We start from the raw sequence: 11,898 nt of genomic DNA on the forward strand, positions 1-11,898 counted from the left end.
AAAAGAAAAGCGCTGCGGAATGCGATGTCGGGGGCTGCGGAATGGCTTGACAAAAGGGGACTCAATAGGTTATAAATATACTAAAGAATTCAAAGGAGGCCCGGACGCGGGCTTCCGCTTTCGCCCCGAAAGGTTTCCCTCCTACTTTCGGGGTGTTTTTTTTGTTTTTTTGCGGACTGTCGCCGACTACCGTGAAGAGGCGGCCTAGCCGGTGGCGGGGAGAGGGCGGCCGAGCAGGGTCAGAAAACGGCTCACCAGGCGGTAAGTGATGCCCCAAAGGACAGGGCGGGGGGGCTCCAGCAGGCGAAGGGCGGGGCGGACCAGGGCCGTCCCCCGGAAGTGTACCGTGGCGTGCGCGTGGCGTTCAGGGGCGATCAGGTTTTCCAGGGGGACCCAGAAGGCGTCCATCACCTCTTCGTTCAAGGAAAAGTCTACGGGCCCCTCCAGGGCGAAAACGAAGCAGGAGACGACGATCGGAAGGTGGGCGCCGCTCAGGTCGTCCAGACGGCCGAGCAGGCGGGCGCCGGCGAGATCGACGCCGATTTCCTCCCGGGTTTCCCGCATCGATGCGTCCCGGGCGCCGCCGTCCTCCGGCTCGATCCGGCCCCCGGGAAAGCCGAGATCCCCGGACCAGGGGTCTCCCTCGTGGTGGGCCCGTTCGATGAAGAGGATCTCCGGGCCGCCCTTGGCCGGGCGCAGGATCATGGCTACCGCGGCGTGGGTACGATGGGCCGGTGCATGCGTCTTCGGTTGGTGGACGGACAGGGTTCCTGCGATCTGTCCCAGGGAGGGAGCCGGAGGTGTCATAGCCCGAGGTCCTGGTCGATGAGAATCACCGTGACCCGTCCCCTGGGAAAGGATTTCTCGGTGATGGTCCAGGTGTTACAGATGCGCTGGGGGCTGTCGCAGTCGTGGCAGCAGCCGGTGCGGGCGCAGGGGGTCGCGAAGGCGTGGCGCATGGCGTTGGCCGGGGCGGCCAGTTCGCGGACCCGGTCCATGGCCGCCTCGAGACTCGGCACGATCTTGTTGCGCCCGGCAAAGATGATCACCCTTTTGGGACCGAAGGCGATGGCCGCAACCCGGTTGGCGACCATGTCCAGGTTCACCAGCTGGCCCCCCTCGGTGACGGCGTTGCTGCCCGTGAGGAACAGATCGACCAGCAGGGCTCGGCGGCGGCGCTCGATGCCCTCTCCGCGCTCCACCCCCGGCTCGAAGGTGCGGATCACCTCCAGCCCGGGGCGGACGAGGAGTTTGTCGAGGATGCCTGTCGCCTGCATGGTGAGGGAGTCCCCCCAGGAGAAGGACTTCGCCTCGAGGCGGGGCAGGATCTCCCCGATGACCAGATCCCCGGCCTCGGCCGGGGTGGCCGAAACGAAGGCTTCGAAGCCGTTGGCCTCCAGGGCCTGGCGGCACATCTCGAGCCGGTTCCGGGACTCGTGTCGGGGCGGGGTTTCCATGCGCCCATGATACCCCCTGGCCGTGCCGAGGGGAAGGGGGAAATGGTGCGGACTGCGCGGAGGGCTACTGTCCCTGTTGCATCATTTCCTGAAGGCGGCGCATCATCTCTTCCACATTTTCCACCCCCTCCATGGAGCCCTGATCGTCCATTCCCTCCATCGGGGGGAGCCCCTCCTTCATCGCCTCGTTCAGCCCCTCCATGGCCTCCCGCATCGTCTTCCCGACATCGACCACATCATACCCCGCCGGAACGGTGAACCACCCCTCCGGAGTCGATGCGTTCCGCTCCAGCTGCAGAACCCGGTACACCACCATTCCCTGGGGGTCCTCCACCTGCAGGGGGATGCCGTGCTTTTCGTAGATCTCCCGGGTGTTTCCGAAAGCCCGGTCGCAGGGGTCTTCTTCCGCACCGTAGAGCATCTCCTGCTGCTGTTCCGATTCGCCGAAATCTTCGAGCATGGACATGTGCTCGGCAAACTCCCGGGCCTTTTTGGAAAGCAGGAATTCCCCGCAGCTTTCTCCCTCGGCGCTTATGTGGAACCTTGTCGTGGGCAGGCCAGCGACCTTCGGTCCCTTTCCGATTTTCTCGAAGGTCGCCCGCAGGCGTTTTCCTTTCCCCTTGTCTTTCCCGCCCGCCATGGCCCCGCTCATGTCCATGACGGTGCGCTCCTGCGGGTTGACCACGAAAAATTGGCGCCGGTCGTTGTCGAGGAGCATGTATTCGGGGCGGCCGACCAAGGCCTGGCGCATTTTGGCCTTCTCGAACCACAACTCCTCGATCATCGTCCCTTCCTCCCCATCGTCGATTTCCACCTTCATGTAGGAGGCCGCGAAGGCGACGGCGGGGAGGAGGCAGAAGAGCAGAAACAGGATCGGAACGGCGGTTCTGGTCATGGTGGTCTCCTGGGCCGCTTTACAGTGGCGTTGCTATGGCGGGAGGCGCTTTCTCCGCATCGGGCTTGTTGACAAGGGCGACCTGGCTGTTGAGGGTCCAGAAGTCGTAGAGGTATCCCACTCCGAACAAGCCTCCGGTCACCAGGTAGAGGATGCCGGTGATCCACTTGCGCATATACATCCGGTGTACGCCGAGCAGGCCGAGAAAAGTCAGGAGGATCCAGGCGGCGGTATAGTCGATTTCGCCGGCGCTGTACCGACGGCCCGCCCTGCGTTCCATCGAAGGGATCAGGAAGAGATCGACGAGCCAGCCGATGCCGAGCAGGCCGAGGGTGAAGAAGTAGATCGTCCCGGAGATCGGCCTGCCGAAATAGAAGCGGTGCGATCCTGTGAACCCGAACAGCCACAGGATGTAGCCGATCGCCTTGATGTGGGTCTGGGTGCCTGTCGTCATGGAGGTTCGCCTTTCTGGCCGGGAGGAAGCCGATGGCCGGGGTGGATGGTGGGAGAACTTCAGGGGCGCAGCGACCGGTTACTTCGGCCCGCGCTTTTCGCGACGTTCCATTAATTTTGCAATGATTTCAAAAGGGATGACGGCGATGACGGCGAAAATGACGGTTGCGATGACGGCGAGAACGGTTTCGATGATGCCCATGGCGAGCCCCTCCTTTGGGGAGATGAAAAAGGATATCCGAACCTAAGTATATTAGTATAACTCGCATCGGCGAAGGAGCAATGGAACGGGGCGAAAATGGGGCGGCGCAGGCCGGGACGGCCCACGGTCAGTGGCGGACCTCGTCGGTCCAGACCGTGAAGCCGACCAGGGTGTTGAGGCCGAAAGCGGTGGTCAGGGCGACGTCCCCGGCGTCGCGGCCCCGGGCCATCAGGACCCGCCCGATGCGGGGGATGTTGTGGCGGGCGTCGAAGGTGTGCCATCGCCCGTCGAGGTAGGCTTCGAACCAGGCGCTGAAATCCATCGGGTAGGGAACCGGCGGGACGCCGATGTCGCCGAGGTAGCCGCAGGCATAGCGGGCCGGGATGTTCATGCAGCGGCAGAAGGAGATGGCCAGGTGCATGAAGTCGCGGCAGACCCCGACCCGTTCGGTGAAGGTGTCCCAGGCGCTCATGGTAGGCCGGGCGTACTCGTAGCCGAAGCGGATGTTGGCATGCACCCAGTCGCAGATCGCCTGGACGCGCCCCCATCCCTCGGGGGCCGACCCTAACATGTCCCAGGCCGCCTCGGTCAGCCGGTCGGTGTCGCAGTAGCGGCTGCCGGCAAGAAAGGGCAGCGTCTCTACCGGCAGTTCCGGCACCGGGTGTTGACGGGCTTCGGCGCAGACCGGGTCCGGCTCTCCGCTGTCGCTGGCGAGGGCGTCGGTCCATATCCGAAAGCGGCCCGCCGGGGCCACGGTGCGGCCACAGCGGTTGCCAAAGCAGTCGATGAATTCGGTGATCTCCACTGACGGGTCGGTGTGAAGGTGGTCCGGTTCGAGCAGGGAGGAAGCCCGGGAAGGGTGTGTTTTGAGCATCAGGAGCAGGGGGGTCGGCGCGGTAAAGTGGAAGACCAGTTCGTAACCGAGGCGGATGGTCATCCCCTTGCAGGTGTCGGGTGGATTAAGGCCGGACACATGGTTCGTCTCCATGGCGATTCTCCGTCTTGGCAGGCTCTTTTTGGATACCCCGCCATTATACCGAGTCTTGCGCTTTCTGTCATCGGGGGAAGGTGGGCTACATCTCGATCGGGGCCGGCGACTCGTCCAGGTAGGCCGTCCCGGCCGGGTCGAGGTATTCGCCGTTCTCCCAGCGCCCGCGCAGGACCTCCCCGTTGTCCGCATAGGTGAAGCGGCCCGAGCCGTGAAAGAGCCCTTTTTTGAACTGACCTTCGTAGGTGTCCCCGTTGGCGTAAATCGCGAGGCCGAACCCGTCCCAGTAGCCGTCCCGGAATTCGCCGTCGAAACGGTCCCCGTTGGCGTAGGCCGCAAGCCCTTTGCCGTTGCAGAGCCCCTCGCGGAAATCCCCGGCGACCTTGGAGCCGTCCTCGTAGGTCTGGATGCCCCTGCCATGGTAAAGGCCGTTCTTGAATTCCCCCTCGTAGACTTCCCCGAAAACGCTCGTGAAGACCCCGGTGCCGTTGAAGTTTCCCTCTTCGAACTGGCCCTCGTAGAGGTCGCCGTTGCGGTAGGTCAATCGGCCCCTGCCGCTCTTCAGGCCCTCGCGGTACTCGCCCTCGTAGGTCCAGCCCCTGGCGTGGGTGTGGCGGCCGGAGCCGTGGCGAAGGCCCCGGTGGAACTCCCCCTCGAAGCTCGACCCGTCCCGCCAGGTTAGTTTTCCATGGCCCTCGAAGAGGCAGTTTCGGAACTCTCCCTCGTAGACGGAACTGTCCGAAAGCTGGATTTTGCCGCTCCCGTTCTCGACTTCGCAGGCGATGGCGGGAGAGGGAAGAAACAAGAGGAGAAGGAGGATGGGGGCGAGAAAAGAGGAGGCGCGCGGCATGATAATGTCCATTAGGTATTGGGTTTCAAGTCTTTGAAAAAGAATGCAAAGCAGGCAATGGGATTGAGTCTGCGTCCGTGGGATTGTCTCCCCCTGGTCTACTTCGGAGGCAGGGAGAGGGCGTAGTCCACCCCCATCTGAACCCACTTCTTCAGGTCGGTCTCGGCGTTCCACCCCTCGGGGGCGACCTTGACCCACCCGGTCATCGGGCGGCCGGTGAAGTCGAATAATGCGGCGTGGGGTTCGTCCAGGGCCTCGGCGTACTTCACCGGGCCGACCCGGGCGATGAGGAAGTCGCCGACGATGCCGCAGGCCATGTTGCCCTTCAGCATGAAGCAGATCCCGCCGAACATCTTCTTTTCAACGTATCCCTCGCGGGCGATCAGTTCGACCCGGATCCTCCCGGCGAGTTCTTCACTGTAGGCCATGAATACCTTTCTGTGAGCATCTCTCAGGTTATGTGCTGCGGAAAGTTGCCTTCTGCCAGGGCAACAGGGGCGATTGAACTCAAAATCGGCCTCACGCCCGTTCGCATTCGCTCACTCAAGCCGCAAAGTCGCAAAGAAAATCATGAGGAATCGCTTTTTTGCCCTTCTTGGCGTCTTTGCGGCTTTGCGTGAGACACGGGTGTTGGGTTTGGGGTCGATCGTTACACCCGCTCATTTTAAAACGGGAGGAGGTGAAAAGGGTAGCCCTGTCGCGGTCTTTTGTCCAGCGAACGTGGGCGGGCCGGGACGAAGCGGCAAGCTTGGGAGGGGAATGGGGCGTGGGGTGTGGGCCGTCCCGGAAGGGCTCAGGAGGTCGTTCGGGCGAGGGTTCTGGCGTAGGTTTCCTGGATGATGAGGGCGTCCGAACTCGCCCTGTGGCGCTTCAGGTCCATGTCGGTGATGACCCGGTTTTTTGCCGTGTGCCAGATGTCCATCTGGGGTTCCGACAAGATCAGCTCCAGGGCGCTGACGCTGAACTTGCAAGGGACGCCCGCCATGTAAAAAAGCTTGTCCACCCAGGGTTTGTCCACCACCCATCCGTCTGAGTAGATGGTTTGGCCCTCGAGTATTTCGTTGAGATTGGCCGCTACCGCCTGAAGCGGTCTGCCGTGGGCCGTCAGGATCTCCTGCGTGACTTCGTGCTCCTTCTCGGCTTCCTCGTCCCAGTGGGTCCACTCGGGGTGGGGAGCGATGAGGGTGCAGAAACGCTCGCCGGATGAGAGGGCCAGGCCGATTTCGATGGGGTAGCTGAACGGGCCGAACCCGGAGGCTTCGACATCGATGATGGAGGGTCTTGCGCCAGGAACCACTGGGTTGTTGCCTTTCTCCCAAGATACCCGACAGGCCGGGATGCCCCGATGGGCGGGGTTTGCAACTTTGGTGGCATTAAATGTACCTTCTGGGCCACGCAAAGGCAAAACAATAATCTACGGTTCGTTGCCCGAAGCCGACGTCATGACGTTCTTGTCCTGCGTGGCCAGCCTTGTTTTTCCCGGGGATCAAGGGGAGGGGGGGCTCACGCTGGAGAATTCTTTCGGGAGGGCTTAGAACAACCGGGNCGGGAGAGGAGGGCGGGGACGGCGGCCTCGACCCGCAGGATGCGCTCTCCGAGGGTGACGGGGGCGAAGCCGCACTCGGAGAGCTTTTCGACCTCGTAGGGGATGAAGCCGCCCTCCGGGCCGATCGCCAGGGTGACGGGCTCTTCGGAGGCGCGGGGGCAGGGCCCCGCGGCCGCCGGGTGGGCGACGAGGGCGCGGGTGCCGCCGGCCAGGGCGGGCAGTTCGTCTTCGACGAAGGGCTTGAAGCGGGGCCGCAGCTCGATCTCGGGCAGGGCCGTGTCGCGGGCCTGCTCCAGGCCGAGGACGAGCTGCTCACGCAGGGCCTCCTCCCCGAGCATGGGGCTCTGCCAGTAGCTCTTCTCCACCCGGTAGGCGTTGAGCAGGACGATCCGCTTCACCCCCATGGAGGCGGCGGTCTGAAGGGTCCGCCGCAGAACCTTGGGGCGGGGCAGGGCGAGGAGCAGGGTCAGGGGGAGGGGCGGCGGCGGGTCCCTGTCGAGGGCCACCTCCATCTCCAGCGCCTCCTTGTCGAGGCGCAGAACCCGGCCGCTGCCGATCCTGCCGCCGAGCAGGCCGACGGTGAGTTCGTCCCCGGTCTTCGCGCGGTGCACCGTGCGCACGTGCTCCAGGCGCCGGCCGGTCAGGCGAACCTGCCGGCCGTCGGGGAGGAAGTCTTCTTCGAAGAGGAGGATCAGGTTCAAGGGGATAGCTCTTCCGGGGATGTCGGGGGGATTCTCTGCCGCACCTGCTTTTCAGGCCTTTTTGACGAACTGGGATTTCAGCTTCATCGCGCCGATGCCGTCTATTTTACAGTCGATATCGTGATCGCCGTCGACCAGGCGGATGTTCTTGGCTTTGGCACCGACCTTGACCACCAATGACGAGCCCTTGACCTTGAGGTCTTTGATCACGGTGACCGTGTCGCCGTCCTGGAGGACGTTCCCGTGGGCGTCGGTGATGACTTTCGCGGCTTCGGCGGTTTCGATGGGCGCATTTTGGGACCATTAATATGCGCATTCCGGGCAGACGTACATGGCTCCGTCTTCGTAGGTGTATTCTGAGCTGCATTCAGGGCAATTGGGTAAATCACTCATGGTGTATATCCTCTACTTCTTGATTTGCTGATAGTTGTTTTCGGTTGGTGCCGTGGGTGTTCCGATCGTCCTAGTCGAATTAAGTATGGTGTCCCCGGAACTCCCCGTGGCTACTTTGCGCGGTCTGCAAAGTTGCCTGTCCCTCTCACCCAAATAGCCGATAATTCATTAAAAGGTGCCTGTCCCCCTCGGGGGCCTTGAATGTCTGCAAGAGGTAGCCCTGATCGACGAAACATGCAGATGGTAGATTCAAATTGCAAGTGCACCACCCCGGGCTTGAGTTCCATCATGCAAGAAGCCCCTGGGGAATGCGGTTCCCCAGGGGCTTCTGGACTTTTCTAATAATTGAGCCAAGGGGGACGATTAAGAGCCTTCTTCTGGCAGTGCTTCCTTTGGTTCTGCCTCCTCACAAAAAGCATTATAGTCTAGTTGTGGCAAGGTCACTGGGGTTGTGAATGATTTTCCTGTAAAGGTAGAGACCATATCTTTTGCAAGAGTGTAAATTACGGGTAGGGCCTCAAGGAATGATAACTCTTTAATCTTGTCGTCCGATGCTTCCCCTTTAATCTCAAATTCGGCATCTACTGCCATATCGAGTTAAAAAGGAGAATCCCCGTTTGATATAAGTATATGAAGACAAACCTTAAGCTTGTCTCTATTTATGGTGTTAGAGTGTTCAAGTTCAAATGATATTGGCAATTTTATTTTATTAGTTCCTTGTTCCTTTAAATCCTTCCTCGTGAAGTGACAATGTTTGAGGAATGGTCCTTTTGTAAGTTTGGTCGAAATCATAGCTGGTCACTCCCTCTGTATCGAAAACCATACTGTTTTTCCAAGATGAAACACTCGTCATTTTTGCTTTTTTCGCTTTTTCAGTGAGGAGGATGTCAAGAACTTGTCCGACTTGGTTTTCGATTGTTGATATTCTTTTCTCAAGGCGCTGAGAAGAATGCTTTTGAGAAAGCCCCTCAGTAAGAAGCCAAACTATTTGAGCGTTCAGAGACATGCCTTCAGTTTGTGCATTTTGGGCAAGATGGGCATGTAGAGATTTTGGCATTCTCAATCGAGTTTGACCACTATAGGATGAGATTTGTGTAGGCTCAGGCAGGGCATTTCCTGATTCTTTTGAAATTTCAATAAACCCCTCTAGTGCGACTTTCGCCTCAACCAATGCTTCTTCTTGCGTTTCTCCAAAAGCAGAGAGGCCAGGAAAGTCTGGGCAGGTTGCAATAAACCCTTCATCTTCATCGCTCCAAAAAACATTAAAACCGTATTCTGGCATCCTCATTCTCCAAGGCTAAGCAGGTCATACCTGTCTATGAATTCAATCAATTGTCTGACCTGATAGGGCTTCCCTTTGCCTTTGACGCTTTGAAAGTTCATCGGTGTTCCAGTGTAAATATCGTGTTTATATATCTTGTGAGAGGTGCCTTGTTGGCGGGCGAACTGAAACCCTACCAGAACAGCTAATCTGCACAAGTCCGAGAACTTCACGTTGTTCGGTGAAGCCTTAAAAGCCATGTATAGTGCAAGTGCATCAGGTGCCACATTTTACTCCCATATTGTACCACATGCGGTACCATGGCAAAAGAGTGTTTCTTTTTACTCTTAAAGTGAAAGAAAATCAAGAGAAAACGGACTCAGGCAAGTGTCCGAAATTACAACAAAAGTCTCAAATAGCCATCTGGAGTGTCGAGTGGAGTGTCGAGGGTCAGGCCTACAATAATGCAATTCTCTTGGTGTCTTTAGTGCAGCGCACACAAAGAAAAAGGCCGCCGGGGAGCAGTGGTTGCTCCCGGCGGCCTTGGCAGGTCATGGTGCGAGTCAGATCACTCTTCCCTCCGGTCGATCAATAAAAACATTTAAAACCGTTCATTTGTATAGCACCGATCAGCGAAAAGTTCAACGAGTTAAGTCTAGGCGCACTCGGAGTAGCCGCAGGCGTGGCACACGCAGCAGCCGCCCTCGTGCTCGACGGCGCCGCCGCACTCGGGGCAGGCCCCGCCGTTCTGGGTGTGGGCGTCGGCATCGACGCTCTCGGCCATGTGCATCTGGATCGCCTTGGCCACGGCGTCGGCGCAGGACAGGACGCGGTTGTCGCCGAAGCCCGAGGGCTTGTGGCAGGTGATGCCGATGAGCTGCTTGACGACCTGGCGGGCCTGCACGCCGGTCCGCCAGGCGATGGAGACGAGGCGGCCGATGGCCTCGCACTGGCTGGCGGCGCAGCCGCCGGCCTTGCCCATGGTGGTGAAGAGCTCGAAGAGGCCGCTGGTGTCCTCGTTGACGGTGACGTAGAGGGGGCCGCAGCCGGTTTCCATCTGGTAGGTGGCGCCCTTGAGTGCCCGGGGCCGGTCGCGCTTGCGGGCCGGCTTGCGGCTCTCCATCGGCACGACCTTCTCGGTCTCCTTCTCCTTGGCCACGGAGAGGACCTGGTTGTCGCGGGAGCCGTCGCGGTAGATGGTGATCCCCTTGCAACCCTGCTTGTAGGCGAGGCGGTAGACGGTGGAGACGTCGTCCTTGGTGGCGTCGTTGCAGAAGTTGACCGTCTTGCTGACCGCGTTGTCGGTGTGGTTCTGGAAGGCGGCCTGCATGCGGATGTGGTCTTCGGGGGTGATGTCGTGGGAGGTGACGAAGATCTTGCGCAGGTCCTCGGGGACCTCGGGGATGTCCTTGACGGTGCCGTGCTCGGCGATCTTCTTCATCAGCTCCTTGGAGTAGAAGCCGCGGTCGCGGGCGATCTTCTCGAAGAGGGGATGGACCTCGACGAGGATGTCGTCGTCGAGCACCTGGCGCACGTAGGAGACGGCGAAGAGGGGCTCGATGCCGCTGGAGGAGCTGGCGATGATGGAGATGGTGCCGGTCGGGGCGATGGTGGAGCAGGTGGCGTTGCGGATCTTCTTGCCGCCCTTGGTGTCGAAGACGCTCCCCTTGAAGTTGGGGAAGGCGCCGCGCTCGGCGGCCAGCTCGTAGGACATCTCCCGGGATTCGTCGGTGACGAACTTCATGACCTTCTCGCCCAGGGCCACGCCCTCGGCCGAGTTGTAGGGGAGGCCGAGGAGGATGAGCAGGTCGGCCCAGCCCATGACCCCGAGGCCGATCTTGCGGTTGGAGCGGGTCATCTCGTCGATCTGGGGGATGGGGTAGTTGTTCACCTCGATGACGTTGTCGAGGAAGCGGGTGGCCAGGCGCACCGTCTCCCGAAGCTTGTCCCAGTCGATATCGCCGCCCTCGGTGAGCATCGCGGCGAGGTTGATGGAGCCGAGGTTGCACGACTCGTAGGGGAGCAGGGGCTGCTCGCCGCAGGGGTTGGTGGCCTCGAACTCGCCGACGTGGGGGGTCGGGTTGTCGCGGTTGAGCCGGTCGAGGAAGATGATCCCCGGCTCGCCGTTGTTCCAGGCCAGGTCGACGATGTGCTCATAGACCTTGCGCGCGGGCATCTTCTTGACGGGCTTGCCGTCGCGGGGATTGATGATGTCGTAGTCGCCGCCGCTCTCGACGGCCTCCATGAAGGCCTCGGTGAGGCCGACGGAGATGTTGAAGTTGGTCAGCACGGTCTGGTCGCGCTTGGCCATGATGAAGTCCATGATGTCGGGATGATCGACCCGCATGATCCCCATGTTGGCGCCGCGCCGGGTGCCGCCCTGCTTGATCGTCTCGGTGGCGGCGTCGAACACCTTCATGAAGGAGAGGGGGCCCGAGGAGACGCCGCTGGTCGAGCGGACCACGTCGTTGGCCGGGCGGATGCGGGAGAAGGAGAAGCCGGTGCCGCCGCCGCTCTTGTGGATGAGGGCGGTGTTCTTGATGGCCTCGAAGATGTCCTCCATGGAGTCGCCGACGGGCAGGACGAAGCAGGCCGAGAGCTGGCCGAGTTCCCGCCCGGCGTTCATGAGGGTCGGGGAGTTGGGGAGGAACTCCAGGGAGGTCATCATGCGGTAGAACTCGTCCTCGAGGGCGACGGGATCGACCCCGGTCTTGAGGACCGTCTCGGCGGAGGCGATGGCCCCGGCCACCCGGCGGAACATGTCCGTGGGGGTCTCGAGGGGCTTGCCCTCCTCGTCGCGCCTCAGGTAGCGGCGCTCGAGAACGGTGATGGCGTTGGGAGACAGGGGCAGGGCGGGGGCCTGCTTTTCGGCGGCGGACGCGTTGTTCATGGCGTGAATTCCTCTTGGAGATAATGCATTCTAATGAGTCGGTGGCACAATATTGTGTGGACCGTGGCATTTAAACCACAATATCTCGTGGGAGTCAAGAGCCCCCGGTCCGAAAATCGGAAAGAATATTGGAATCGGACAGGGATGAAAAAAGATCAAGGTTGAGCTTTACAAATTAACCTGCGTAGTGATAAAAATGCCCTTCACATTTTTTCCTTTTATTTCGGGCGGGTCAGAGCGATGGCGGGACGAGGGTCTGAAA

Annotated in this window: 12 protein-coding genes and 2 pseudogenes; all 14 read right to left on the reverse strand. The window is 60.5% G+C overall.

Annotation, left to right across the window (positions count from 1 at the left end; all coding sequences use genetic code 11):
• Positions 1–204 precede the first annotated feature (204 nt).
• The 14 genes and pseudogenes from C0617_RS05770 to C0617_RS05840 all read right to left on the reverse strand — a co-directional run bounded on the left by C0617_RS05770 (position 205) and on the right by C0617_RS05840 (position 11,636).
• On the reverse strand, positions 205–807 hold the full coding sequence (locus tag C0617_RS05770) for a CoA pyrophosphatase (protein ID WP_291316062.1): 603 nt from the start codon (positions 805–807) through the stop codon (positions 205–207).
• The gene (locus C0617_RS05775) at positions 804–1,457 is read right to left on the reverse strand and encodes a lactate utilization protein (RefSeq protein ID WP_291316063.1); all 654 of its coding nucleotides are present in this window, start codon (positions 1,455–1,457) and stop codon (positions 804–806) included. The genes C0617_RS05770 and C0617_RS05775 overlap by 4 nt, the downstream gene beginning before the upstream one ends.
• Positions 1,458–1,521: 64 nt before the next feature.
• Positions 1,522–2,352 (reverse strand): DUF4412 domain-containing protein, encoded by an 831-nt coding sequence (locus C0617_RS05780; RefSeq protein ID WP_291316064.1) that lies wholly within the window; start codon positions 2,350–2,352, stop codon positions 1,522–1,524.
• Between the two features lie 19 nt (positions 2,353–2,371).
• Complete coding sequence (locus C0617_RS05785; RefSeq protein WP_291316065.1) at positions 2,372–2,806, reverse strand: TM2 domain-containing protein; 435 nt, start codon at positions 2,804–2,806, stop codon at positions 2,372–2,374.
• 78 nt (positions 2,807–2,884) lie between these two features.
• Complete coding sequence (locus C0617_RS05790; RefSeq protein WP_291316066.1) at positions 2,885–3,007, reverse strand: hypothetical protein; 123 nt, start codon at positions 3,005–3,007, stop codon at positions 2,885–2,887.
• Positions 3,008–3,134: 127 nt separating this feature from the next.
• A complete protein-coding gene (locus C0617_RS05795; RefSeq protein ID WP_365888955.1) occupies positions 3,135–3,944 on the reverse strand; it encodes a transglutaminase family protein in 810 nt (269 codons plus the stop codon).
• Positions 3,945–4,080: 136 nt separating this feature from the next.
• The gene (locus C0617_RS05800; RefSeq protein WP_291316068.1) at positions 4,081–4,845 is read right to left on the reverse strand and encodes a hypothetical protein; all 765 of its coding nucleotides are present in this window, start codon (positions 4,843–4,845) and stop codon (positions 4,081–4,083) included.
• A gap of 98 nt (positions 4,846–4,943) precedes the next feature.
• Positions 4,944–5,273, reverse strand: coding sequence for a TfoX/Sxy family protein (locus tag C0617_RS05805; protein ID WP_291316069.1), 330 nt, complete (start codon positions 5,271–5,273; stop codon positions 4,944–4,946).
• Positions 5,274–5,638: 365 nt separating this feature from the next.
• Complete coding sequence (locus tag C0617_RS05810) at positions 5,639–6,142, reverse strand: hypothetical protein (RefSeq protein WP_291316070.1); 504 nt, start codon at positions 6,140–6,142, stop codon at positions 5,639–5,641.
• 249 nt (positions 6,143–6,391) lie between these two features.
• Positions 6,392–7,092: pseudogene (locus tag C0617_RS05815) on the reverse strand (16S rRNA (uracil(1498)-N(3))-methyltransferase); the annotation flags it as partial.
• 51 nt (positions 7,093–7,143) lie between these two features.
• Positions 7,144–7,485, reverse strand: a pseudogene (locus tag C0617_RS05820) (zinc ribbon domain-containing protein YjdM).
• Between the two features lie 363 nt (positions 7,486–7,848).
• Positions 7,849–8,076: a hypothetical protein gene (locus C0617_RS05830; protein WP_291316072.1), complete on the reverse strand. Its 228-nt coding sequence runs from the start codon at positions 8,074–8,076 to the stop codon at positions 7,849–7,851.
• A 118-nt stretch (positions 8,077–8,194) separates the two neighbouring features.
• Positions 8,195–8,767, reverse strand: a complete 573-nt coding sequence (locus C0617_RS05835; protein WP_291316073.1) for a type II toxin-antitoxin system HicB family antitoxin — start codon at positions 8,765–8,767, stop codon at positions 8,195–8,197.
• A 634-nt stretch (positions 8,768–9,401) separates the two neighbouring features.
• Complete coding sequence (locus tag C0617_RS05840; protein ID WP_291316074.1) at positions 9,402–11,636, reverse strand: vitamin B12-dependent ribonucleotide reductase; 2,235 nt, start codon at positions 11,634–11,636, stop codon at positions 9,402–9,404.
• Between the last annotated feature and the right edge of the window lie 262 nt (positions 11,637–11,898).

The organism is Desulfuromonas sp., from assembly GCF_002868845.1.
GTDB lineage: Bacteria > Desulfobacterota > Desulfuromonadia > Desulfuromonadales > BM501 > BM501.

Coding starts and splice junctions, on each gene's coding strand:
- C0617_RS05770 (WP_291316062.1), bottom strand. CDS start 807: ATGACACCTCCGGCTCCCTCCCTGGGACAGATCGCAGGAACCCTGTCC.
- C0617_RS05775 (WP_291316063.1), bottom strand. CDS start 1,457: ATGGAAACCCCGCCCCGACACGAGTCCCGGAACCGGCTCGAGATGTGC.
- C0617_RS05780 (WP_291316064.1), bottom strand. CDS start 2,352: ATGACCAGAACCGCCGTTCCGATCCTGTTTCTGCTCTTCTGCCTCCTC.
- C0617_RS05785 (WP_291316065.1), bottom strand. CDS start 2,806: ATGACGACAGGCACCCAGACCCACATCAAGGCGATCGGCTACATCCTG.
- C0617_RS05790 (WP_291316066.1), bottom strand. CDS start 3,007: ATGGGCATCATCGAAACCGTTCTCGCCGTCATCGCAACCGTCATTTTC.
- C0617_RS05795 (WP_365888955.1), bottom strand. CDS start 3,944: ATGACCATCCGCCTCGGTTACGAACTGGTCTTCCACTTTACCGCGCCG.
- C0617_RS05800 (WP_291316068.1), bottom strand. CDS start 4,845: ATGCCGCGCGCCTCCTCTTTTCTCGCCCCCATCCTCCTTCTCCTCTTG.
- C0617_RS05805 (WP_291316069.1), bottom strand. CDS start 5,273: ATGGCCTACAGTGAAGAACTCGCCGGGAGGATCCGGGTCGAACTGATC.
- C0617_RS05830 (WP_291316072.1), bottom strand. CDS start 8,076: ATGGCAGTAGATGCCGAATTTGAGATTAAAGGGGAAGCATCGGACGAC.
- C0617_RS05835 (WP_291316073.1), bottom strand. CDS start 8,767: ATGCCAGAATACGGTTTTAATGTTTTTTGGAGCGATGAAGATGAAGGG.
- C0617_RS05840 (WP_291316074.1), bottom strand. CDS start 11,636: ATGAACAACGCGTCCGCCGCCGAAAAGCAGGCCCCCGCCCTGCCCCTG.